Source organism: Pseudomonas sp. So3.2b, assembly GCF_019464415.1.
GTDB lineage: Bacteria > Pseudomonadota > Gammaproteobacteria > Pseudomonadales > Pseudomonadaceae > Aquipseudomonas > Aquipseudomonas shahriarae.
Genome location: NZ_CP080494.1, coordinates 555,378 through 578,324, shown reverse-complemented (window position 1 = coordinate 578,324; position 22,947 = coordinate 555,378). Strand labels below are relative to the sequence as shown.

The following is a 22,947-nucleotide window of genomic DNA, read 5'->3' as shown; positions in this document are numbered from 1 at the left end:
GCGCGCCTTTGGCTGGCGATTTTGTTAGTGTCAGCCTCCAATAAAAACTGCGCACGGGTCGTCACCCCCCATCGAAAGCGCATGGATCGAGGCCAGTGATGAACCTGCCCAGCCGCCCGCACCCCGAGACATTCCACGAGCCCGCCGCCGACCACTACCCCATCGGCGGCTTCACCTGGCGCCATATCCGCAGCGATATCGAACGCCCAGTGGTGATCATCAACGCCGCCACCTCAGTGTGCTGCCGCCACTATTCGCGCTTTGCCGAGTACCTGTTTGCCAAGGGTTTCGATGTCATCACCTACGACTATCGCGGCATCGGCGAGTCGCGCAGTGGCTCGTTGCGTGGGTTCAAGGCCTCGTGGTCAGACTGGGGCCGGCTGGATTTCGAGGCCATCCTGCGACGGGCGCAACGCGAGTTTGCCGGGCAGCCCATTGATGTAGTCGGCCACAGCTTTGGCGGCTGCGCGGCCGGTCTCGGGGCCTCCGGCGCCGCGATCAGGCGCCTGGTAACGGTGGGCGCGCAGTTCGCCTACTGGCGTGACTATCAAGCGAGCGGGCGCTGGCGGATGTTTGCCAAGTGGCACCTGGTGATGCCGCTGGTGACTGCCGTGTGCGGGTATTTCCCGGGCAAGCGCCTGGGCTGGCTGGAAGACACGCCCGCCGGTGTGGTGCGGGACTGGAGCACACCCACCCCCACCTACGAGACACGCCCCAGCGGGCGGGCCTTGGACGAGTTGCCTTTTGCCCGGGTGCAGGCACAGATCCTGGCGATCAGCATCAGCGACGACCCGTTTGGCACCGTGCCCGCCATTGAGCGCCTGCTGAATTACTTCCAGGCCAGCGAGCGCACGCACCTGCGTATCGCGCCGGGGGATATTGGCGAAGAGGTCGTCGGGCATTTCGCGTTTTTCCGCAGTGAATATCAGGATCGGTTGTGGCCGATTGCACTGGCGTGGCTGCAGCACGGCCAACTGGCGCCCGACACACCGGGCACCCGGCTGTAGAAACCCTTGGGATTTCGCCAGACCTGCGCTTCAATACGCCACCCAGATCCTGAACCAAGGACGTGAGCCCATGGCTTCGCCAGACAAGCAGCAAAAACGTGCCCAACGGGCAAAAGCCAAGGCCAAGCAGAACCGCACCCAGCGCGCCAATGCGCCGAAGCCGGATGCGTTTGCCGGTGACGACGACCGCATTGACCTTGAGTCGGTGGACTTGACCGAACTGTTCGTGGAAATGCGCGCGGCCGGCGAGGCCAGCCAGCAGGCGCTGTGTGCGGCATTCCTGGCGCACCCGTTGCTGGCGCTGGTGCTGGAGCAGGAAGGCGAAGAAAACGCCACGGACTTTATCCTGGCGGCGCTGATCGAGTATCGGCAGTGGTCCACCGACAGCGATGATGAAGCGGCGGCGTTGGCCTGGATTGAATCGCCACAGTTCCAGGCGGACTACGTGGCGGCATCCCAGGCGCTGACCAGCGCGCAGGATTGATACAAAACCAATGTGGGAGCCGGGCAAGCCCCAATGCCGATCAGTTAAGCGAACGCAATGCTCAACGTAGTGAAGATCAAATGTGGGAGCGGGCTTGTCGGATCGCCGCATCGCCGCGAAGACGTCGGCCCAGCCAACATTGATGTTGACTGACCCACCGCTTTCGCGAGCAAGCCCGCTCCCACAGGGGATCTGCGCTTAACTGCCCGGCTCCCACAGTGCTTTGTGGTGCCAGGCAGCAAGCATTTCAACTCGTCAGTTGAGTACCGCAGCCCCCAACTTCTGGGCCCGGCGCCGACTTGCCACCAGCAACCCCGCCAATACCACCAGCAGGCTCAACACACCGGTCGCAATAATCTCCACCCGGTGCGCTTCCTGGAACAGCATGATGGTCAACGCGCCGACGATAAACACGATCACCGCATAGGTCAGGCCTGGAAACAGCCACATCTTGAAGGCAATCTTCTCGCCCGCCGCGGTCCGTTTCTGCCGCATGCGCAGTTGCGACACGGCAATCACCAGGTACACCAGCAGCGCAATCGCGCCGGAGCTGGCCAGCAGGAATTCAAACACCGCAGCCGGGGCCACGTAGTTGGCGAATACCGCGAGGAACGCCGCGCCCGTAGACAGCATCACCGCCCAGTAAGGCGTGCCGCTCTTGTTGGTGCGTTTGGCCACTGCCGGCGCATCACCACGCCGGCCCAGGGAAAACAGCATGCGCGACGCGGTGTACAGCGCCGAGTTCAAGCAGCTGGTCACGGCGACCAATACCACCAGGTCGACGATCAGCTTGGCATTCGGGATGCCCATGCGTTCCAGCACAGTCTGGTAGGAACCAACGGCTGCCAGGGTCGGATCGTTCCATGGCACCAGGGCCACGACGATGAAGATCGATACCAGGTAGAACAAGCCGATCCGCCAGATCACCGAGTTGGTGGCCTTGGTGATCTGCTGGCCAGGGTTCTTCGACTCTGCGGCCGCGATGGTCACGATCTCGGTGCCCATGAACGAGAACATGGTGGTCAGAATCGCCGCCAGCACCGCGCCCATGCCGTTGGGCAAAAAGCCTTGGGTGTCGAACAGGTGCGAGACGCCGCTGACCTGGCTGCCCGGCAGCAAGCCAAAGATCGCCAGCACGCCGAGGATCACAAAGCCGATGATCGCCACCACTTTGATCAGGGCAAACCAGAACTCGAACTCGCCATAGTTCTTCACACTGAACAGGTTGGTCGCGGTCAGCAGCAGGGTAATGACCAGGGTGAAGGCCCAGATCGCCACATCGGGGAACCAGGCATGCAGGATGGTCGCGGCGGCGTTGGCTTCCAGGGGAATCACCAGCACCCAGAACCACCAGTACAGCCAGCCGATGGTAAAGCCGGCCCAATGGCCGATGGCCCGGTCGGCATAGGTGGAAAATGAACCGGTGTCTGGCGAAGCAACGGCCATCTCGGCCAGCATGCGCATCACCAGCACCACCAACGTACCGGCTGCGGCATAGGCCAGCAGCACGGCAGGCCCGGCTGCCGCAATCGCGTGGCCGGAGCCGACAAACAAACCGGCGCCGATCACACCGGCAATCGACAACATGGTGACATGCCGCGGTTTGAGCCCCTGTTCGAGGTCATTGGAGCTTTGCGTACTACTCATTGACACACCTTTGCGAGGAATTGCGTATTCGGTCCACCCGGTTTGCTACGTCTTCGTGAAAAGAAACAAACGGGGCGTTCTTTATTTTTTACGCAAGATTTGCGCCAAAATGTTACAAAGCCAAGGTTGACGCGGCCTGTAGGACAATCCATCAGCGCTCGCAAGCCATTGAGATTACTGGCAATCCGCCACAGCGTTACCGGTCGACTCACTTCAAGAACGAATGAGCGCACCAAAAACACACACAAAAAGTCAGTGACGCCCAATTAAAGGGCCTATAGGGGCCGTTTACCCGTTTAACCCTTCCAACACCCGGCCAAAGCTGGCACCATCGCGCCCTTTTTTACGCGACTGCCACGGGTTTATCGGTTAAAACGGCTGTTCGGTTGTTGATGGCGCGACACGCTACTGTGCCGATGCGACAACCTGTCACACACCGCCTGTTTAACGCCCGTGGCGCTGTTGGCTGTCATCCGAACGCTATGCTAGCTTGGCGCCACGCCAGGAAGGCGACCCAACAGCAGGAACGCAATGAACACAATGAGGACCGCACATGGCTTTGGCCGCGCCCGCGCTTGAAATCCGCAACTTGCATAAACGCTATGGTGAGCTGGAGGTGCTTAAAGGCATCTCGCTGACCGCTCGCGACGGCGATGTGATCTCGATCCTGGGTTCGTCCGGTTCCGGCAAGTCCACATTCCTGCGCTGCATCAACCTGCTGGAAAACCCGCACCAGGGCCAGATCCTGGTGGCCGGCGAAGAGCTCAAGCTCAAGGCCGCGAAAAACGGCGAGCTGGTGGCCGCCGACGGCAAGCAGATCAATCGCCTGCGCAGCGAAATCGGTTTTGTCTTCCAGAATTTCAACCTCTGGCCCCACATGAGCATCCTCGACAACATCATCGAGGCCCCACGCCGCGTGCTCGGCCAGAGCAAGGCCGAAGCCATCGAAGTGGCCGAAGCGCTGCTGGCCAAGGTGGGCATTGGCGACAAACGCCACGCCTACCCGGCGCAATTGTCTGGCGGCCAGCAACAACGCGCGGCCATCGCTCGCACCCTGGCGATGCAACCTAAAGTCATTCTGTTCGATGAGCCCACTTCGGCACTTGACCCGGAAATGGTTCAGGAAGTACTTAATGTGATCCGCGCACTGGCCGAAGAAGGCCGCACCATGCTGCTGGTCACCCACGAAATGGGCTTTGCCCGCCAAGTGTCCAGCGAAGTGGTGTTCCTCCACCAGGGGCTGGTCGAAGAGCAAGGATCGCCACAGCAGGTGTTTGACAACCCGCTTTCGGCGCGCTGCAAACAATTCATGTCCAGCAACCGCTAACGGAGCAACATGCATGCAGAACTATAAAAAATTCCTCCTGGCCGCCGCCGTTTCCATGGCGTTCAGCGCCACGGCCATGGCCGAGACTTTGAAAATGGGGATCGAGGCGGCTTACCCGCCTTTCAACAATAAAGACGCCAGCGGCAACGTTGTCGGCTTCGACAAAGACATCGGCGACGCCCTGTGCGCCAAGATGAAAGTCGAGAAGTGCGAAGTGTATGTCTCGGACTGGGACGGCATCATCCCGGCCCTGAACGCCAAGAAGTTCGACTTCCTGGTGTCGTCGCTGTCGATCACCGACGAGCGCAAGCAAGCCGTTGATTTCACCGACCCGTACTACTCCAACAAGCTGCAATTCATCGCGGCCAAATCCATCAAAGACTTCAAGACCGACGCCGACTACCTCAAAGGCAAGATCATCGGTGCCCAGCGCGCGACATTGGCCGGTACCTACCTGGAAGACAAACTGCCAGACACCACCGCCAAGCTCTATGACACCCAGGAAAACGCCTACCTCGACCTGACGTCCGGCCGCCTGGACGGGATGCTCGCCGACAAGTACGTGCAATACGAATGGCTCAAGAGCAAAGACGGTTCGGCCTACGAGTTCAAAGGCGATCCGGTTGTAGAAAGCGACAAGATCGGCATCGCCGTGCGCAAAGGCGACCCACTGCGCGAGCGCCTGAACAAGGCCCTGGCGGAAATCAAGGCCGACGGCACCTACAAGAAGATCAACGACAAGTACTTCCCTTTCAGCATCGAATGATCCTGATTGGCCAGTCCGGCGCGCTCGCTTGAGCGCGCCGGCTTTTCGCAAGCCTTGCGCGATATGAAAAAACCATGAATTTCGATCTCTACGGATTCGGCCCCGCACTCGCTGCCGGCGCGCTGATGACCGTCAAACTGGCACTCACGGCGTTATGCCTGGGGCTGGTGCTCGGCCTGGCCGGCGCCTTGGCCAAGACTTCCCCGTACAAGTTCCTGCAATGGCTTGGCGGCGCTTACTCGACCATTGTCCGGGGCATTCCCGAACTGCTGTGGGTCCTGCTGATTTATTTCGGCACGGTCAATATGATGCGTGCCCTCGGGGAGTTCTTCGGCAACCCCGACCTGTCGCTCAGCGCCTTCGCTGCCGGCGTGATTGCCCTGGGCCTGTGCTTTGGCGCCTACGCCACCGAAGTGTTTCGTGGCGCGATCCTGGCGATCCCCAAAGGCCATCGTGAAGCGGGCATCGCCCTGGGCCTGTCGAAGCTGCGTATTTTCACCCGGTTGATCATGCCGCAGATGTGGCGCATCGCCCTGCCGGGCCTGGGCAACCTGTTTATGATTTTGATGAAGGACACCGCGCTGGTCTCGGTGATCGGCCTGGAAGAAATCATGCGCCACGCGCAAATCGGCGTGACCGTTACCAAGCAGCCTTTCACCTTCTTCATGGTCGCGGCCTTCATGTACCTGGGCCTCACCGTCCTGGCCATGGTCGGCATGTACTTCCTGGAAAAACGCGCCGCTCGCGGCTTTGCGAGGAGCACGCAATGAACGGCGACTACAGCTGGCTGTCGCATTTCGACCTGGGCCTGAACTGGGCCGTGATCATCAAGTGGCTGCCACGACTGGCCCAGGGCGCGACCCTGACCCTGGAACTGGTGGCCATCGCGGTCATCGCCGGGCTGCTGCTGGCGATCCCCCTGGGCATCGCCCGTTCTTCGCGCCTGTGGTACGTGCGCACCCTGCCCTACTGCTACATCTTCTTCTTCCGTGGCACACCGTTGCTGGTGCAGCTGTTTTTGGTCTACTACGGCCTGGCGCAGTTCGACGCCGTGCGCGAGAGCGCCCTGTGGCCCTACCTGCGGGACCCGTTCTGGTGCGCCACCGTCACCATGACCCTGCACACCGCCGCTTACATCGCGGAGATCCTGCGCGGTGCGATCCAGGCCATCCCGCCCGGGGAAATCGAAGCGGCGCGGGCGCTGGGCATGTCCAAGCCCAAGGCGCTGTTCTACATCATCCTGCCGCGTGCCGCGCGCATCGGCCTGCCGGCCTACAGCAACGAAGTGATCCTGATGCTCAAGGCCAGCGCCCTGGCCAGTACCGTGACCTTGCTGGAACTGACCGGCATGGCCCGCACCATCATTGCCCGCACCTACCTGCCGGTGGAGATCTTCTTTGCCGCCGGGATGTTCTACCTGCTGATGGCCTATGTGCTGGTGCGCGGCTTCAAGCTGCTGGAACGCTGGTTGCGGGTCGATGCCTGCCAGGGACGCTGACAGCGGGTTGACGGGCGAGCGACTGCTGGCCCGTTTTCTCGCGCTGGATGCGTTCCTCACCGAACATCAAGGGCTGTGGCGACCACGGCCCTTCACCCATCTGCAATTGCCTTGGGAAGCCCAGCATCCAGCGCTGGCCCAATGGCTGCGCCGGCGCTCCCTGGCAGAAGCCGAGAGCAGCCATAACCTGCCCACCGAACTCCAGGCCCCTGCGCCGTTTCCCCAATGGGCGCAGCTGGCCGCCCAGCTCAGTGCTGTGGATAAGTTACCGGCGGGCGCGCTGCATGCGCCGTCGGCGCGCCTGAATGTCGATGTACCGGGGCGTAAATGGCAGCAGATCGAAGCGTTTGGCAGCGCCCTGCAGTTTGCCGAGCGCCCCACCCATTGGCTCGACTGGTGCGCCGGTAAAGGCCACCTTGGCCGGCGACTGCTGCAACCGGGGCAACACCTGACCTGCCTGGAGTACGACCCGGCGCTGATCGCCGCAGGCCAGGCCCTCAGTGACCATCATCAAATGCCCGCCCGCCACCACCCGCAAGACGTGATGGCCGAGGACGCCGTGCAACAACTACGCGGCGAACACACCCCCGTCGCCCTGCACGCCTGTGGCGATCTGCACGTACGCCTGCTGCAATTGGCCAGCGCCGCCGGCTGCAAGCACCTGGCCGTGGCGCCCTGCTGTTACAACCGCATCAGTAGCGAGCAGTACCAGGCGCTGTCGGCCCCGGCCCGCGCCTCGGCGCTGCGTTTGTCGCGGGAAGACCTCGGCCTGCCCCTGAGCGAAACCGTCACCGCCGGATTGCGGGTGCGCCTGCAACGCGACACCTCCATGGCCCGGCGCCTGGGTTTCGATCAGTTGCAGCGGCAACTGCGCGGGTGCGATGAGTACCTGCCCACGCCTTCGTTGCCCAGCGAATGGCTGCATCGGTCCTTCGCTGACTACTGCCAGCACCTGGCGGCGCTCAAGGGGTTATCCACAGGCGAGCAGGACTGGGCCGCGCTGGAGCAGCATGGCTGGCAACGCCTGGCGCAGGTACGAAACCTAGAGTTGGTGCGTGGGCTGTTTCGCCGCCCGTTGGAAATGTGGCTGGTTCTGGATCGGGCACTGTTTCTTCAAGAGAACGGCTACCAGGCTCAAGTAGGCCGCTTCTGCGAAACAGCGCTGACACCGCGCAACCTGATGGTGCTCGCCGAGCGCGATTAAAGGGCAGGACGCCCTGTGGATAAGTCTGTTGATGAAATTCTGTCGAGTGCCGTAAAGACGGGCGCCACAGGCACAAATGCTGACTGGTCATTATTTGTTCACAAAATAAAACGCACGCAAAACAGGCAGTTGCAGCGTAATGAGAACATCTTCACAAAATGGCTGTTTCAACACTTGTGCAACCAACAAATTGTGCATAAGCATTTGCGCCTAACCGTATAAGACGTGGTTCAGGCCGCGCCTGGAGGGCCATCCAGTAACTGGCACAGCCCATGGATATCGTCACAGGCAAGGCTCGTGGCCTCGTTATCCAGGGGGTCCTCGCCAAAGGCCAGCGCCTCGCTGATCTGCGGGTCACGATGGATCACTTCCACGCCACCTTCCCCAAGACGCTGCCTGAACAGGTCCAGCATATCCAGGCTGAAGGCACTGCCCTCATCCAGTTGGTTGACCAACACCAGGCAACGTGGCGCCAACGGGCGCGCAAGATACGGCGCCAACAATCGCTGCATCTGCTCCAGCGTGCCCAGCGACGCCGCGTCCGCCAGGGCCAGCACCACCACGGTATCGGCGACGTGTAATGCCTGGTGCAGATAAACATTATTGCCGGCAGGGGTGTCGATGATGACCGTGTCCTGTTCATTCAGGCCCAGGCGAGACAAGTGCTGCGCCAGCCACTCCGGGTCCTGCTTGAGCCAGCGCTGCAGGTCTTCCTGCTGCTGCATATCGGTCTCGCCGAAGACCACCACCTGGCAGCCGCAGAAACCGGGCTGAGCGAGCTGATCCCAAGGTTGATTACACAGGCTGGCACGACCAAGGCCCGGGGTGCCCTGGGGCAGGTCAAAGTGCAGGTACAGGGCGTTTTGCGGATCCAGCTCCAGCACCGTCACCGCCCGCCCGAGACGCTGCAAGCCGCTGCCCAGTGCCGTCACCAGCGTGCTGCGGCCCACCCCACCATTGACCGAGGCCAACACCACCACCCGTGGGCGTTTTGCTGAAGCGTCGATTGGCTGGGGTTGCTCCGCAGGGGAAGGCGCGTCGTCGATGGGGGTGTCTTCGAAGAACTGCAATGTCGCCGTCATCGGGTGATCCTGACGGATAGCATGCGTTGCAAAACCTTCGTCGGCCTGGCTCACAGCCCCTCCTTGTCCCGGCACCGCTTGCAGAGCATGGGCGCACACGTTGTTCAGGCAGTCTGGGACAGGTCGGTGGAGGTGTCATTATTTTGGTGTTTTTTATCATGTTCATTTAGACGAGCGGTCGAAAGTCAATCTAGTGACTCTGCTTTATGCGCTCCCACTGCTGCGCAACGTGCTCGGCACTGGACGCACTCACCCGCGCCAGGTCGACGGGATACTCCACACCCTGATTCTCGACAAACCGCGTCGCGGTAAATTGACCATTACTGGCGCGCAGTATGTAGCCCGTGTCCTGGCATTGCCCCGACGCCAGGAACACCACCCCCGGCGCCACCCATTCCGGCTTGAGATTGTCCGGCTCCCCCTCGATGCCCCACATGCGCGTCTTGGCCACCGGCGACACCGCATTGACCAGGATCCCGTCCTTCGCGCCTTCCATACTCAGGGCATTCATGATGCCCAATTGCGCCATCTTGCCCGCCGCATAGGCCACCAGCCCGGGCTGGGCATATTGCTGGTACATCGCCCGATCAGACGACGTCAGCACCACCCGCGCGGCAGTGGATGGCTTGAGGTATTGCCAGGCATGTTTGCATAGCCAGATGGGCGCATAGACATTGATACCCAGCGCACGCCCGATAAACGCCGCGTCCGCCTCCACAATGGATTGATAACCCACCCAGCCGGCGTTATGAATCAGGATATCCAACTGCCCGAACGCCGCGATGGCCGTCTCGACCAGTTGCCGACAGCCTTGCTCGCTGGACAAATCCCCCTGATGAGCAACCGCGCTCAACCCCTGGGCCTGCAGGCGGCGTGCCGCATCCAGGGCGATGGCGTTGTCGCTTCCCGAACCGAGGTTATCGGCGCCGATATCACTGATCACCACATTGGCCCCGCGCTGGGCCAGTGCTTGTGCGTAGACAAACCCCAAGCCACGGCCTGCGCCGGTGATAACGGCGGTTTTTCCTGCGAAATTCATTGGCTTTTCCTCATTGAGTGCCACCTCAACTTAGCAATGAACAAAGGCGTTGTTTAATACTGATCAAGGGGCGGTTTGATACCTTCTGCGTATCAAGCCCTACGCCACCCCAAGGCCTCGGCACCGGCACGCATCACCCCTTGCCAAAGCGCTGGAGCGTGCGACCGGCAGCGGAAAAACCACGTTCTGAAAAATAGTCAGAATTCAGGGGTTTACAGAACCTTTCCAATCGCTATAATCGTCGCCCTAACACGCCGGTATAGCTCAGTTGGTAGAGCAACTGACTTGTAATCAGTAGGTCCCGGGTTCGACTCCTGGTGCCGGCACCATACAAAACAAAGCCTCCACAGAAATGTGGGGGCTTTGTTGTTTCTGGGGTTTGGGGGGGATGAGCGTACCCGCCTTTTCCACTCTGCCGTGTACGTCCTCGTCGTCCTCAGCGGGCTATTTACCACCCGAGGTACTCACGGCCTGCATATTACGGGTGAAAATAAATCCGTCCCCTTGTCCACCCGGCTCAGGCTCTCCCGGCACTGGTCTCGTCAGCCAGTGCAGCCTCCACCCGCCCACCGGTATAGGTGCTCAGGAGGCCAGATCATGAGATGCCCTTGCTCCCGGTCGTAAGGAGCCGCCAGTCCCGCGTTAGAGGACATCACCACAGGTCGCTGGGGCCTTGATCCCTGATAACACTCAACATTCTTAGCGGGATGACGTGGGGACTACTCTAGATATAATTGCTAAAAACTATTTCTAAGAGCGTTGATTGAACGTCACGGTGAATTTGTGATGGGCAGCTGTGCCGTCCCGAGAACACTGCCCCCTGTGACTGTTAATTTTCGCAATCAATTCAGTCGGACCCACTGCAGGCTGGAAAATAGATATGAGGTCCGGCCAAGCTGGCTGGCCAGTGGTCGCCCTGGTCTTGATACGAAGGTCCGCCAACCCACCTTAGAAATCCTTATATTTCAAAGAGCTAATTAAATTATTGACTTTTTTGAGATGACACTCGACGCCTTGAGTGCAAGGAAACTACTTCCTTCCACAACCTCATAAAACAACAGCACGCGAAGACGCCACCATAATTTTTAAGTCGATAGGCCGAGTTACCAATTAGTCATTACCGTCACAGGCTACCGCTACCATTGGCCGGTGTGCTGACTAAACATGGGTTGTCAAAGCTAGCAGATTGAAGCAATATCAATGAATAAAGGCTAATAGCCACTACCTTAAACTTAGGGAAAAAGCGATGTCAGGGAAAAAATATCGCCACCTCAATATTTTCTTGAAAAAGCCCGAAGTCACCTACAATGGCTTTGCTGATCTTCTCGCTGCGGACAAAGACGTAGTGGCATATGAGACCGCCTCAAGCCTTGACCTTAATGGTGTGTTATACGTAAAGCGTACAACTGAAAAAAAGCCAAATTGGTCAGATATAGCTGACGAAATTGCTGGACAAACCGTTACGGATATCGGTAACAAATCCAGTTCAGCGGTTCTGTTCATAAGGGTTGATAATGATGTATTTGCAATAGCTTTCGGTTATGGCAGGCACTTAATAGATCTATCATTTTTTGTCCAAGATTTTGGACTTAAAACAGCACTAAATACACTTGATCATGAAAGCCTTCGAAGTGTTGACATACATACCCTTGACGATCAGCCTGTGCAGAAAAAGTCACAAGCCACGCGAGACTCTGAAATAAGTGTTTTTGGCATCGATATTTCTAAAGACATTTTGCGAGCGGTCACAGGCACTCCAAAAATTGGCGTCGAATTTAAGAATATATCGGGTGGTGACGCTATGTTTTCTTTCGGTATAGAAATGGAGATAGGCGATCTAACCGATATAGCCAGGACGCTGAAAGATCAATATCAAAAAAATGACTACAAAGCTAACTTCCTGTGGGTTGACAACGTCAGAAAAGTCAAGGAAAAGTCTCGAATAGATCATTTCGATGCTATTCTGTTGGCAGCCATTAAAGCTCGCGACTCAAATATAGTTTTAACTTTGCCCGAAATTGAAAAGTGGGACTCAATCGCAGGGTTCAGCTTTACACGCACAAAATCCAATCAAACGCCTACAATTTCCACTGACCTATACTTGGCTAATATCGACGCCACTAAGGTCTCTATCGAATCAATTAAACGGGACCAGCTACACATTTTTGACATACACGACAATGAGTTTAGCCACTCGATTTACAAATGCATATACTACGAAATCTCTGAAGCAAACAAAACCACCATAATTTTTGGTGGCACATGGTATGAAATTGACAACTCGTTCATGGGAAGAACAAATGCAAGCTTGGCGCAGATCGCCGTTTCACCTCTTCGATTCCCGCAAATACATACATGGGAAGAAAGTAATAAATCCAAAATCGAAGCAGAGGGCGACTATAACATCAGAGCGGCTCAAGCGCATGGCTATTACTTACTAGATAAAAGACTTATTAAAAGTAACAAATCAACAAGCTCCGTTGAGCTATGCGACCTGCTTACATCAGCAAAACAGTTTATCCATGTAAAGCATCGAAAAGGTGGTTCAGCCGGGTTGAGTCATCTTTTTGCTCAAGGCAGTGTCGCTGCAGAAATATTGCTCGGAGACCGTGACTTTAGAAAATCAGCCAGAAAAGTTCTTGGCACGTTCGGCAATGCCGCTCGAGACCTCGTACCAATTGATAATTTTAAGAGCTCGGATTACGAGGTAGTATTTTTAATACTTGGAGATGAGTCAACCACGGTAAAAGACAACTTACCTTTTTTTAGCAAGGTAAATTTAGTGCGCGCCTACGACAATCTTTCTCAGCGTGGTTATACCGTATCTATTTCAGCCGCATCAAAAATAGAAAGACCTCAGGCTAACCCATAACTTACAAGTAAGACTTTACACCTCATCAATGTTAATTAGGATAGTTTTAGAAAATGTAGTAAAGGGGACAGATCTGCTTTTCGGCGCTGGTTGATGTGCCATTAAATAAATCTGTCCCCTTTTTCCTCTCGTCGTCCTCAGCGGGCTATTTACCACCCGAGGTACTCACGGCCTGCATATTACGGGTGAAAATAAATCCGTCCCCTTTTCCGCAGATTTTGCGTAGCAACGAGAACTTCAAACGGAGCATGTGTTTTCACACAGCCTGGGTCGCTGGCGCCCTGTCACGAATGAAGGGAGACGACCTGAAGCGAACATTCAAAATGCAACGTCATACCTAAGTTCAGTCGCATGCATCTGCCTACTTGAAGAAGTCTGGATCCTCTTCTGGATTGATCCAGCAACGGCGCAAATGTAGCGATGCAAGCTCAACTACGTGTCGATTGAAGCCGCCTTCAAGGGCTTTGCTTTATATGGAGGTCAAGCACTTCCTCTGCATTCAGCAAAAATAAATTTGTGCCCTTTCTGCTATTGCTCACTATAGAATGGCATCTGGCCAGTACAAAAAATTAGTTTCCTTTAACAAAAATATCGTAATGCAAGGATTTAGGAATTGACTCCAGGAAAAGCCAAAGCAACACTTCCAGACCCATTTCCAATCGAAAAACTCCGTGAGTTAGACTTTGGTAGTAATGATGGGCATCGGGATGACCTCGCACAAGATATGTTCATCGTAACTTCAGCTGTTAAGAAGTTCTTTTTAAACAAACACTCTGTTATCGTTGGCGCCATAGGCACTGGGAAAAGTACACTTTTCAGACTATTGAAGAATCGCCACAAAGAAATTGATGCTTTTAAAAATGACCTAATAATACCACTTGAAGAAGCGCTATCATTTTCCGAACTGTCCGACTTCACCAAAGAATATTACATTGGAAAAGACGAAAAAACACTTTACCAGCTGCTCTGGAAATTTAATATATTATCTAAGACTGCGATTGCAATATCGGGAATGCCAAATTTCCCGGAAAGCAAATCTGAGCAAACCATCAACAACTTCCTAAAAGAGTCATTAAGCACAGATGCTTATAGCAGCATCATCAGCAAAGTTAAGGACCTCATCTCGAATGCCAACATTAAATTTGAGGCTAATATTGCTGACCATCCGATTACGCTTGAGGCGGGCATCAAAAAACCAAGCACCAATAAAAAGAAAATCAATTTAGAGGAAGTACAAAGAGCTATTTCATCCGCAGTCAAAGAGCGAGGCTATGACAAAGCCACGATAATTATTGACAAAATCGACAGATTTGTTGCTGGAATTGAGTACGCCATACAGAGAAATTTTCTTACTGCACTTCTCGAAGTAGACGATGACATGGCGTCTGATAGCTACTTAAACCTTAAAATTTTTATCCGTTACGACCTTTTTGAAAGATTGAATTTTTCAAACCTTGGCTATGACAAGGTCGTTGACAATGCGGTAATACTTCGATGGAGTAAAGACGAAACTTTACGTTTTCTTGCGACTAGAATTTGTATGGCTTTACACAACGCTCAAATAGCAAACTTCAACAACATGATTTCAGCTACCGACTTGAGCGAGTATGGACTATCTTTCAGGGAACGCTTCTTACTTAATCCAAAGATACCTAAAATACTAAAAAAAGTAGTTAGCAAGAAACAAAAGGTTGAGCGTGATCAAAACTTATTTGGGAAGTTCGATAAGTCTTTTATAACCAAGGTCTTCCCAAGAAAAGCGATTCATTACTGCGCAAGTAGTCAGCAGACAGAAGAGATTGGAATATTTGAATTTCTTGGCGGTCATTTTATTGATGGCAACTCGGTTTGCACTCCTAGGTACATGCTTATATTTTTGAAAGAGGTTGTGAACAACGTAGCTTCTTATTACGAAGAAAACCCAGACCAAATATCCGAACTAGTACTAGTTGACAAAGACTACGAATGGGATCTTTTCAAAAAGAAATGCGTATACACAGCATATATTGATGCCAAAGATATATACGTCAAAAACATCGGCACAGTAGACGAGAAGTGGGCCAAGCAATTTAGTAACTTCACATCAAAGAAAGGCAATAAAACAAAATTTGATTTCAAATGGATCAGAGCAAATTTATCAGATGTTTCCGAACAAGACTCAGTAGATTTTTTATCTTTCTTACAAGTGATAGGATATTTGAAAATATCCGAGCATCACTCAGACATAAAAAAGCGGGGTTACGAGCTTCCTATTTTATATAAAACCGCTCCAAATCATAACTAACCAACGCACAACCTATGGTTATTAAAGAATAAAACTTCATAACTCATAAAATAAGTGACGATTACTGTCGCGTTGGGGGGAGGAACTGCAGGTCCAGCCGACTCCTTCCTGTCAACGATGATGCTACGTCCATCCTCACAAGGATTACAAATGCATAAATCCCAGATTCGATTCCACTGAAGACCATAACTAGCTGATTTATTTATAGTTACTAGTTGGGGGTACGCCAAATTTTCCAGCGAACTCCAGATGCCCGAAAAACCTACTCTCGCCGAAACATACCGTTCGTCTGGTGCCGGCACCATACAAAACGAAGCCTCCACAGAAATGTGGGGGGTTTGTTGTTTCTGGGATTGAGTTTCAGAACCGCCGATATTCCGGAGAACTGCTCCACCAGAAAAATCCCACACCCTGCAAGTTGCACCCCATAAGCCGTCGCGCTAACCTCCCCAACGTCGCTGCTCATCAGTGACCGGGCGTGGAATCCCGAGTAAGAAGACGCTACAGCGTCGTCAAGCAATCAGCGGGCGCTTTTTTTGTGCCTGTTTTTTGTGCTTTTTGGCGGCTGTACGTGGGAGGCCCCGTGCCTGCCGAGTCGCTTCTTCTCGGATTCCAACCTGCGTACAGCTGCCACCCTCACGCTTGGAATCGTGACTGGCAGCTCTTTTTGGTTGTACCAAAGGAGCAAGCTTATGCCGTACGAAAAGACCTCAAGACACACTGCACTCCCCGCTTATGGCCTTCCGTATTCCGGAGGCCAGCAATGAACACCTCACCCCCAGCAACCACCCTCGGTGCCGTAACCTTCGCAGACTGTGGCGAAAGCAAACACGATATGAAGGTCTTCCGCGTCAATGCCGGCATTCCCTTCCAGGAAGCCCTTGAACACGCCTCCCACCTGCTCTACTACGCCAATGTTCTCTCGCTCGATGCCGCCATGGATGTAGACGGGGAAAAGTATGCGTTTTCTTCGCACTACCTGGGCGAGATGGGTAAAGCGATCCTCGACGATGTGCTTCTGGCCATGCAGCCCGAGGGGCCTGAGCCGCAGTAAGCCGTTCGCGCCCGATGCTGTGCGTCGGGCGCCTAAATGCTCATTAGGCCTGAGCCCAAGCAACCGAATCCTTCGCAAAATACCGACTAGGCACCTCCCCCAACACCCGCCTGAAAACACTCGTAAACGCACTCGAGCTGCTATACCCCAAATCAATCGCCACCCGCGTCACCGACTCCCCGTTCCCCAACCTGACCACCGCCGCCAACAGGCAGGCTTGCTGGCGCCATTCCACAAAGCTGATGCCCGTCTGCTGGCGAAACAAGCGGGTGAAGGTGCGGCGGCTCATGCCGAGGCGCTGGGTCATGTCGTCGATGCTGGTTTCCAGTGATGGCTGTTCCAGCAGGTGACGACAGATGGGGGCCAGCCGGGGGTCGTTGGGGAGTGGGGCGTTGAGTGACAGGGGGCGCATGTCGGCTATTTCGTCGAGCAGCAGGGTCATCAGGCGGCCGTGCAGGTGGTCCTTTTCGTACAGCGCCGGTATGTCGATGGCGCGGGTCAGCAGTTCGCGCAGCAGCGTCGATACACCGAACACCTGACATTGCGCGGGCAGGTTCAGGCGGGTTGCGGCGTGGGGGCGGATGTAGGTATTGAGCATGGTCACCGGGCCGCTCATGCTCATTTCGTGGGGCACGCCCGCCGGGACCCAGATGGCGCGGTGGGGTGGCACCACCCAGTTGCCCTGTTGGGTGAAGACGGTGATCACGCCGCAGGCGGCGTAGGCGAATTGCCCGCGGCGATGGGTATGCACCGCAAAGTGCTGGCCATCGGCATAGTCGTTGGCGGTCACCACGGCGTCGCGGGGGGTGTTTTCGTAGGGGTCGATGTCAGTTTGGCGCATGGCCCGAATTTAATGATTTATGACCTGATAGTGCAAGCGAGCCATTGCGCCTATTGCGCATAGTTGCGCCTTGGCTGGCGCGCACAGGTGCCGGCGTTGCTTTGTGGAATCAGAACACCATGCAAAAGAAGCATCTGGCCCTGGCCGTGTTGGTGACGGCTGTCTGGGGGCTGAATTTTCCGATTACCAAGTTGGGGCTGGCGGGGGTTGATCCGCTGTTGCTGACTGCGCTGCGCTTTACGTTGGCGGCGTTGCCGTGGGTATTTTTTGTGCGGCGCCCGGCCATTGCCATGAAGTGGTTGGTGGCCTACGGGCTGATTTTCGGGGTGGCAATGTGGGCCTTGATCAACCTGGGGATTGAATGGGGTGTACCGCCAGGTACGGCAGCCTTGTTGATCCAGTTCAGTGCGTTTTTTACCCTGGGTTGGGGGGTGTTGTTGTTTCGCGAGCAACTGAGCGTCGGCCAGATCCTCGGGGTGGGGCTGGCGGCTGTAGGACTGGTCGGTATTATCGCCAGCAGTCCGGGCGAGGCGACAACCCTGGGTTATGGCCTGTTGCTGGTAAGTGCGTTCAGTTGGAGTGTGGGCAACGTCATCATCAAGCAATCAAAAGTGCGCGAGATGTTTGCCTTTGTGGTGTGGGCCAGTCTGTTCCCGCCGCTGCCGTTGTTGCTGCTGACGTGGCTGGCCCATGGATCGGCGCCGTTCACTGCGCTGGTCACCCATATGGAGTGGTTGACGGTGTTCTCGCTGTTGTTCCAGGTGTACGCGGCCACGCACTTTTGTTACTGGGGCTGGAACCTGCTGCTGCGCGAGTACCCGGTCTCCAAAGTGGCGCCGTTGTCGTTGCTGATCCCGGTGTTTGGCGTCACCGGCTCCATGCTGTTGCTGGGGCATCGGGTCGATCTCAACGAGGGAATCTCGATTGCGCTGATTTTGTCGGCCTTGGCAGTGGGGCTGGTGAAATCGCGCCCAGCGAGGACGTCATCTGCCGCTTGATGCCAAGGGCGACGCGCGCAAGATGGCACTTAGCCATATTTCTAATTGACACCCCCCTCCCCGTCCTTTAAAACCCATGCATTCGCTGCGGGAACCCTGCCCCCAACAGCACCCGCCGTTTTTTATCGAGACATGGATGTCGAAGAACCCGCCGCTTTTTAATCGTCGTCGCTATTTGCTCGCGTTTTTTATCGTGTTGCTGGCGGTGCTCGACCCCTTCGGCCTGGCCAGTTCCAGTGACAAGGCATCCGCCCAGTGGCTCAACCGGATGTTCTCCAGCAATTACCCGAGCACCGGCCAGCAACATATCACCGTGGTGTTGATCGACGACGCCTACCTGATGCGCAACAACACCTCATGGCCGATGCCGTACAGCGAGCAGAGCAAGTTGTTCAAGCGCTTGCTGGCCTACAAGCCCAAGGCGGTGTTTGTGGATTTGCTGTACAGCCACGATCACTCCCTGGGCGACCCGACGCGGGGCAGCCAGTTGTTGGCGAATGTGTTCGAGCGCTATCAGCGCCGGGGCATTCCGTTGCTGCTGGCCAACACCGGGGTGACACGGGGCGAGAATGGGCAGGCCAATACCCTTGAGCAATTTGCCGCGTTCAGCCAGCCAGGGCTGGTGGTCTGGGACGGTGTGGACGACAAGTACCCCTTGGCGATGCCGACCGCGCTGGGGGTAATGGAAACCCCGGCCCTGGCGCTGTACCGCCAGTTCTGCAAGGGCCAGCCGTGTGCCGACCAACTGCCGCGGGATGCTGAAGCCGCTGCACAGCTACAGCCGATCGCCGTGCAGTGGGGCTTGAAGCTGGCGCCGCAGCAGGCGCAGATCGCGGATATCCGGCACTGCGCACCACCGCGCAACTTTGTGCTGGATGGGGTGGCGCAATTGTTCCAGGCGGTGTTCTGGAAACTCGACGACTCCGCCCAGGCCCGTTGCCCGTATAGCCTGACCCTGTCGGCCAGCGACCTGGAGGTCAGCTCGCCGGAAGACCAGGCGTTGGTGGCCGGGTTGCTGCGCGACCGCCTGGTGATGGTCGGGGCCAGTATCACCTCCACCGGCGACCTGGTGCAGTCGCCCGTGCATGGCCTGATCCCCGGGGTTTACCTGCATGCCATGGCCCTGGACAACCTGATCAACAAGGGCATGGATTACGAGCGCGAGCCGGCCAATTTCCCGAGGTTGAACCTGCACTGGGTAGACGTCCTGGAGCTTGGGCTGCTGGCGCTGATTATCGTGCTCAAGGCCCTGCATGCCCGGCGCTTGGCCGGTTTGCAAACCTGGACTCGCTGGCGGGATCAAGAAACCCGCTTCTTCACCTCGCCCTACCCGTCGTGGGGGCTGGTGATGCTGGTACTGCTGGCGGTGTGCTGGGTGCTGTATCTGAACCACATCACCCTGGTCAACGTGCTGGGTATTGTTTTGCTGTCATTGGCGCTGTTCAGCGAGCGGATCGAAGCTTTCTTCGACCGTGGCCGCTGAGGGTGCCGCCATGTCGTCTCACTCAAGGAAACCAAGGATGAACAGAATCCTCATCGTGTTACTCGCCGCGCTCTACAGCCAGGGCGTACTGGCCGAAACCCACGTCATCAAGGAGTTCCTGGCCGACCCGGTGGAGGTGGTGGACGAGCAGGGCAAGCTGCAGCGGGAAATCGCCCGTAAAGACACCCCCAAGCAACCCGTTCAGGTGTTGAAACTCAACAAGGAACTGGAACTGGTCCAGGTGGAACTGGCTGGGCAGAAAGTCTGGCTGGATACCGGGGACCTGCGCATCGAGCCGCCCTTCCACGTCACCGAGCTGCCGTGCCAGCTCATGCCCCAAAGCCTGGCCAAGGACAGTAACAACAAGTCCACCCTCGGCTACGGTGCCGGCTGCAATCAATAAGGGAGTATCGCGGTGAAGGGATATCTATTGCTGGCCAGTGCATTGCTCAGCGGCTGCGCCACCTTGAAGGGGGCAGACCAGGCGTTTATGAACCTGGTGGGGCCATCGACGCAGTCGCGCGTCGAAGGCCACTATGTGGATAACGCCGACGTGCGCCAGTACTACAAGCTCGACCCGCAGCGCGCGGGCCAGCAGCGCTTGAGCTACGACGGCCGCACCGTACCTGCCGCCGAGGCGCGCCAGCAGAACCTGGTGGATATCCCGATGCTGCAGGTGTACTTGCAGGGCATCGTCACGCGCCTGTCCAAGGGCTGGCCGGGGCAGTTGCCGCTGTTGCAGGTGAAGATCACCGACAGCTACACCTTCGGGCCGTCGGCGGACCCGTACGGCAATATCTTCGTGCCCCTGGGCATGCTGGAGAACGTCGGCAGCGAAGATGAAATCGCCGCCATGCTCGGCCACGAAATGAGCCATGTGCTGTTGCATCACCATGACCGCGCCGCTGCCTTCCAGCAGCAGAAGGATATGTTCACCACCGTGGCGTCCACAGTGGCCCTGGCAACCGTGGCGGCCAACACCGGGGTGGACCGCAGTTCAGGCACCATGAAACTGTTCAGCAAGGACCCGGCCGGCACGCAAAAAACCATCGGCAATACTGTGCTGTATACCTCGCTGGCCAACAGTTTTTCCGACAACGTGTGGAGCACTGCGTGGGGCCGCAGCCAGGAAGACCAGGCCGATCTGCTCGGCACCGACCTGATGATCCGGGCCGGCTACGCGCCCCGTGCGGCCACCCACAGCCTGGAGCGCCTGAATGATTTCCAGGGCAAGCAGAAACCATTGCTGACGGGCTTTCTCACCGCCCGCAAGGACGCGATGCAAGACTCATTGCAGCAGTTCAACCTCGACCGCTTTACCAAGGAGCTGGACGTGCTGGTCAAGGACGGCCTGACCCATACCATCACCGCCACCACCGATTACTTCAACCGCTCCCACATGTCCGCCATCGACCGTGACACCGAGCTGCGCCAGTACCTGCAACGCGAGTACCGCAAGGAGCGCCGCGCCCGGGTCAACACCACGAACTGGCCGAAGGTGCGTGACGCCGCCCCTGTGGCCAAGGCCATGCAGGGTTACAAGGACGCCTACGCCGCCACCGCTGCCCTGGCAAAAAACAAGGTGCCCGAAGCCGATGCGTTTATCCGGCGCGCCTTGAGTTCACCGGTCAAGGACCAGCCAAACATCCGCCGCACCGCCTACGCCGTGCGCCTGGCCCAGGGCAAAAACGCCGAGGCGCTCCAGCAATTGCAGGCGATCAAGGACTGGTCCCTGGCCGGGCCTTCGACCTATGACTTGATGATCAGCTACTACCTCAAGCGCGGCGATGGCAAGGCCGCGCTGGCCATGATCGACACAGCCGAGCGCCACTTGGGTTCGGAAGAGTTGTTTATCACCGAGAAGCTGCTGGCCAATCAGCAACTGCAGAACACCCAACAGGTGCAAAGCGTACTGCGCAAATGCGGGCAGTACCCGACACGCAAGGCCAACTGCCAGAAGTTGGCGCAGGTCAAGGCGTAAGGTTTCAGGCAGCCATAAAAAAACCCCGACACGTCGGGGTTTTTTATTGCCTGGTATCAGGCACGACGCACGATCTTAGAACACGTTGATCGGGTAGTCGGCGAACAGACGGATTTCGTTACCACCAACGTTGTAGTTGTTGGCGTTGGTCGAAACACGCAACCAGGAGGCACGGGCACGCAGGCTCAGGTCTTTAGCCGGGCCGCTCTGTACCACGTACTTGAACTGGTTGAAGATTTCACGCTCGGTGCCATCGCCACGGTTGCTACCGTCGTCGATGTTGGTGCCGCGCACGTAAGCGATGTTGTAGCTCAGGCCCGGTACGCCAAAGGTGGTGAAGTCAATGCCGTAGCCGACCTGCCAGGAGCGCTCGTCTTTACCGTTGAAGTCAGACCAGAAGGAGTTGGCCAGCAGGATGGTGTTACCACCGTCGCCGATACCACTACCCTTGGTGTTGTTACGGTAGCCGCCGTACATGTAGCCGGTGTCACCGGTGCTGCGCTGGTGTGCCAGGGTCAGGCTGTGCGGACCGAAGGCCCAAGTGGCGCCCAAACTCCAGATTTTATTGTCGCGAGCGTCGGCATCACCTTGAGTCAGCTGGGCGAAGCTCTTGTCCAGCTTGGTCTTGTAGCCGTTGAAGTCAAACGTCAGGGACTGCTCTTGCGGCAGGGCCAGCACGTAGTTGACGTTGACGTATTGCTTCTTCAGCACGTCTTCCATGTCGGATGCGTACAGCGCGGCCGACAGGCTTTCGGTGAATTTGTAGCTACCGCCCAGGTAGGCGATGTTTTTCAGGTTGCCGCTGTCGGTGCCTTCGGCGCCTTTTTGGGCTTCCTTGGTGAAGTAACCGCCTTGCAGCTCCAGACCCTTGATCTCTTTGGAAACGATCGAGGTACCGGTGTAGGTTTCCGACAACAGACGGGAGTTGTCGTACTGCAGGACCGGCACGGCTGGCATCTGGTCACCGTACTTCAGTACGGTGCTGGAGATGCGTGCCTTGACGGCTGCGCCGCCCTTGGCCAGGTCGTGTGGTGCTGCGCCGCTGTCGCCTTGCTTGAAGAAGTTGATGCCACCAGCGCCGCTGCGACCTTTACCACCGTCCAGACGGATGGCGTATTGGCCGATCACGTCCACACCCACACCGACGGTGCCTTGGGTGAAGCCGGACTCAAACTTACCGATAAAGCCTTGGCCCCATTCAGCTTTATCTTTACCGCCGTCTTTGTAATCGCGGCTGATATACGCATTACGCGCCGCGATGTTCAGGTGGCTGTCTTCCACGAAGCCTTTGGATTGCTCCTGGTCGTTTGCCATTGCCTGAGTAGCGCTCAAAATCCCCAGAGCAATCAGACCCATCCGTTTATTCAACATTTTCTTATT

At 56.7% G+C, this 22,947-nt stretch carries 19 protein-coding genes and 1 tRNA gene; 15 read left to right on the top strand and 5 right to left on the bottom strand.

Annotated elements, in window-relative coordinates; translation table 11 throughout:
- The first annotated feature begins 98 nt into the window (after nt 1–98).
- A complete protein-coding gene (locus tag K1X80_RS02545; RefSeq protein ID WP_186625107.1) occupies nt 99–1,007 on the top strand; it encodes an alpha/beta fold hydrolase in 909 nt (302 codons plus the stop codon).
- 70 nt (nt 1,008–1,077) lie between these two features.
- Nucleotides 1,078–1,491: a hypothetical protein gene (locus K1X80_RS02540; RefSeq protein ID WP_220172644.1), complete on the top strand. Its 414-nt coding sequence runs from the start codon at nt 1,078–1,080 to the stop codon at nt 1,489–1,491.
- 255 nt (nt 1,492–1,746) lie between these two features.
- On the opposite strand, the gene gabP is transcribed toward K1X80_RS02540, so the two are convergent.
- On the bottom strand, nt 1,747–3,138 hold the full coding sequence (gene gabP / locus K1X80_RS02535) for a GABA permease (RefSeq protein WP_057437117.1): 1,392 nt from the start codon (nt 3,136–3,138) through the stop codon (nt 1,747–1,749).
- A 553-nt stretch (nt 3,139–3,691) separates the two neighbouring features.
- Here gabP and K1X80_RS02530 point away from each other — a divergent pair.
- The 5 genes from K1X80_RS02530 to K1X80_RS02510 all read left to right on the top strand — a co-directional run bounded on the left by K1X80_RS02530 (nt 3,692) and on the right by K1X80_RS02510 (nt 7,933).
- Nucleotides 3,692–4,465, top strand: coding sequence for an ABC transporter ATP-binding protein (locus K1X80_RS02530; protein WP_128593020.1), 774 nt, complete (start codon nt 3,692–3,694; stop codon nt 4,463–4,465).
- A gap of 13 nt (nt 4,466–4,478) precedes the next feature.
- On the top strand, nt 4,479–5,231 hold the full coding sequence (locus K1X80_RS02525; RefSeq protein WP_057437113.1) for an ABC transporter substrate-binding protein: 753 nt from the start codon (nt 4,479–4,481) through the stop codon (nt 5,229–5,231).
- Nucleotides 5,232–5,305: 74 nt separating this feature from the next.
- Nucleotides 5,306–6,001: an ABC transporter permease gene (locus K1X80_RS02520; protein ID WP_057437111.1), complete on the top strand. Its 696-nt coding sequence runs from the start codon at nt 5,306–5,308 to the stop codon at nt 5,999–6,001.
- A 38-nt stretch (nt 6,002–6,039) separates the two neighbouring features.
- Nucleotides 6,040–6,729 carry an ABC transporter permease gene (locus K1X80_RS02515; protein ID WP_029295855.1) on the top strand — a complete coding sequence of 230 codons (690 nt, stop codon included), beginning with the start codon at nt 6,040–6,042 and terminating at the stop codon, nt 6,727–6,729.
- Nucleotides 6,710–7,933: a methyltransferase gene (locus tag K1X80_RS02510; protein ID WP_220172643.1), complete on the top strand. Its 1,224-nt coding sequence runs from the start codon at nt 6,710–6,712 to the stop codon at nt 7,931–7,933. The genes K1X80_RS02515 and K1X80_RS02510 overlap by 20 nt, the downstream gene beginning before the upstream one ends.
- A 230-nt stretch (nt 7,934–8,163) precedes the next feature.
- On the opposite strand, the gene bcsQ is transcribed toward K1X80_RS02510, so the two are convergent.
- Together bcsQ and K1X80_RS02500 are read right to left on the bottom strand one after the other, a co-directional pair.
- On the bottom strand, nt 8,164–9,015 hold the full coding sequence (bcsQ, locus tag K1X80_RS02505) for a cellulose biosynthesis protein BcsQ (RefSeq protein ID WP_220172642.1): 852 nt from the start codon (nt 9,013–9,015) through the stop codon (nt 8,164–8,166).
- A 190-nt stretch (nt 9,016–9,205) separates the two neighbouring features.
- On the bottom strand, nt 9,206–10,054 hold the full coding sequence (locus K1X80_RS02500; RefSeq protein WP_220172641.1) for an SDR family NAD(P)-dependent oxidoreductase: 849 nt from the start codon (nt 10,052–10,054) through the stop codon (nt 9,206–9,208).
- Between the two features lie 253 nt (nt 10,055–10,307).
- On the opposite strand from K1X80_RS02500, the gene K1X80_RS02495 reads away from it, so the two are divergent.
- The 4 genes from K1X80_RS02495 to K1X80_RS02480 all read left to right on the top strand — a co-directional run bounded on the left by K1X80_RS02495 (nt 10,308) and on the right by K1X80_RS02480 (nt 16,264).
- Nucleotides 10,308–10,383 (top strand) — tRNA-Thr (locus K1X80_RS02495).
- Nucleotides 10,384–11,300: 917 nt separating this feature from the next.
- Nucleotides 11,301–12,926, top strand: coding sequence for a TIGR04141 family sporadically distributed protein (locus K1X80_RS02490; protein ID WP_200659265.1), 1,626 nt, complete (start codon nt 11,301–11,303; stop codon nt 12,924–12,926).
- 613 nt (nt 12,927–13,539) lie between these two features.
- Nucleotides 13,540–15,210, top strand: a complete 1,671-nt coding sequence (locus K1X80_RS02485) for a P-loop ATPase, Sll1717 family (RefSeq protein WP_200659263.1) — start codon at nt 13,540–13,542, stop codon at nt 15,208–15,210.
- Between the two features lie 763 nt (nt 15,211–15,973).
- Nucleotides 15,974–16,264, top strand: a complete 291-nt coding sequence (locus tag K1X80_RS02480) for a DUF3077 domain-containing protein (RefSeq protein ID WP_057437100.1) — start codon at nt 15,974–15,976, stop codon at nt 16,262–16,264.
- Between the two features lie 43 nt (nt 16,265–16,307).
- Here the strand turns inward: K1X80_RS02480 and K1X80_RS02475 are convergent, their stop codons facing one another.
- Nucleotides 16,308–17,105: a helix-turn-helix domain-containing protein gene (locus tag K1X80_RS02475; RefSeq protein ID WP_057437098.1), complete on the bottom strand. Its 798-nt coding sequence runs from the start codon at nt 17,103–17,105 to the stop codon at nt 16,308–16,310.
- A gap of 119 nt (nt 17,106–17,224) precedes the next feature.
- Between K1X80_RS02475 and K1X80_RS02470 the strand changes: the two genes are divergently transcribed.
- From K1X80_RS02470 to K1X80_RS02455, 4 genes are all read left to right on the top strand, one after another.
- Nucleotides 17,225–18,103, top strand: a complete 879-nt coding sequence (locus K1X80_RS02470; protein ID WP_200659261.1) for an EamA family transporter — start codon at nt 17,225–17,227, stop codon at nt 18,101–18,103.
- 136 nt (nt 18,104–18,239) lie between these two features.
- Nucleotides 18,240–19,586, top strand: coding sequence for a CHASE2 domain-containing protein (locus K1X80_RS02465; RefSeq protein WP_220172640.1), 1,347 nt, complete (start codon nt 18,240–18,242; stop codon nt 19,584–19,586).
- 37 nt (nt 19,587–19,623) lie between these two features.
- A complete protein-coding gene (locus tag K1X80_RS02460; protein ID WP_057437096.1) occupies nt 19,624–19,989 on the top strand; it encodes a hypothetical protein in 366 nt (121 codons plus the stop codon).
- A gap of 12 nt (nt 19,990–20,001) precedes the next feature.
- Complete coding sequence (locus K1X80_RS02455) at nt 20,002–21,567, top strand: M48 family metallopeptidase (protein ID WP_120731265.1); 1,566 nt, start codon at nt 20,002–20,004, stop codon at nt 21,565–21,567.
- 75 nt (nt 21,568–21,642) lie between these two features.
- On the opposite strand, the gene K1X80_RS02450 is transcribed toward K1X80_RS02455, so the two are convergent.
- Nucleotides 21,643–22,938, bottom strand: a complete 1,296-nt coding sequence (locus tag K1X80_RS02450) for an OprD family porin (RefSeq protein ID WP_057958017.1) — start codon at nt 22,936–22,938, stop codon at nt 21,643–21,645.
- Nucleotides 22,939–22,947 lie beyond the last annotated feature (9 nt).

Bases quoted from the DNA above. Each gene is read 5' to 3' on its own strand.
- K1X80_RS02465 (WP_220172640.1), top strand. From the start codon at position 18,240: ATGTCGAAGAACCCGCCGCTTTTTAATCGTCGTCGCTATTTGCTCGCG.
- K1X80_RS02450 (WP_057958017.1), bottom strand. From the start codon at position 22,938: ATGTTGAATAAACGGATGGGTCTGATTGCTCTGGGGATTTTGAGCGCT.
- bcsQ (WP_220172642.1), bottom strand. From the start codon at position 9,015: ATGACGGCGACATTGCAGTTCTTCGAAGACACCCCCATCGACGACGCG.
- K1X80_RS02490 (WP_200659265.1), top strand. From the start codon at position 11,301: ATGTCAGGGAAAAAATATCGCCACCTCAATATTTTCTTGAAAAAGCCC.
- K1X80_RS02480 (WP_057437100.1), top strand. From the start codon at position 15,974: ATGAACACCTCACCCCCAGCAACCACCCTCGGTGCCGTAACCTTCGCA.
- K1X80_RS02510 (WP_220172643.1), top strand. From the start codon at position 6,710: ATGCCTGCCAGGGACGCTGACAGCGGGTTGACGGGCGAGCGACTGCTG.
- gabP (WP_057437117.1), bottom strand. From the start codon at position 3,138: ATGAGTAGTACGCAAAGCTCCAATGACCTCGAACAGGGGCTCAAACCG.
- K1X80_RS02545 (WP_186625107.1), top strand. From the start codon at position 99: ATGAACCTGCCCAGCCGCCCGCACCCCGAGACATTCCACGAGCCCGCC.
- K1X80_RS02460 (WP_057437096.1), top strand. From the start codon at position 19,624: ATGAACAGAATCCTCATCGTGTTACTCGCCGCGCTCTACAGCCAGGGC.
- K1X80_RS02525 (WP_057437113.1), top strand. From the start codon at position 4,479: ATGCAGAACTATAAAAAATTCCTCCTGGCCGCCGCCGTTTCCATGGCG.
- K1X80_RS02540 (WP_220172644.1), top strand. From the start codon at position 1,078: ATGGCTTCGCCAGACAAGCAGCAAAAACGTGCCCAACGGGCAAAAGCC.
- K1X80_RS02475 (WP_057437098.1), bottom strand. From the start codon at position 17,105: ATGCGCCAAACTGACATCGACCCCTACGAAAACACCCCCCGCGACGCC.
- K1X80_RS02520 (WP_057437111.1), top strand. From the start codon at position 5,306: ATGAATTTCGATCTCTACGGATTCGGCCCCGCACTCGCTGCCGGCGCG.
- K1X80_RS02500 (WP_220172641.1), bottom strand. From the start codon at position 10,054: ATGAATTTCGCAGGAAAAACCGCCGTTATCACCGGCGCAGGCCGTGGC.
- K1X80_RS02530 (WP_128593020.1), top strand. From the start codon at position 3,692: ATGGCTTTGGCCGCGCCCGCGCTTGAAATCCGCAACTTGCATAAACGC.
- K1X80_RS02470 (WP_200659261.1), top strand. From the start codon at position 17,225: ATGCAAAAGAAGCATCTGGCCCTGGCCGTGTTGGTGACGGCTGTCTGG.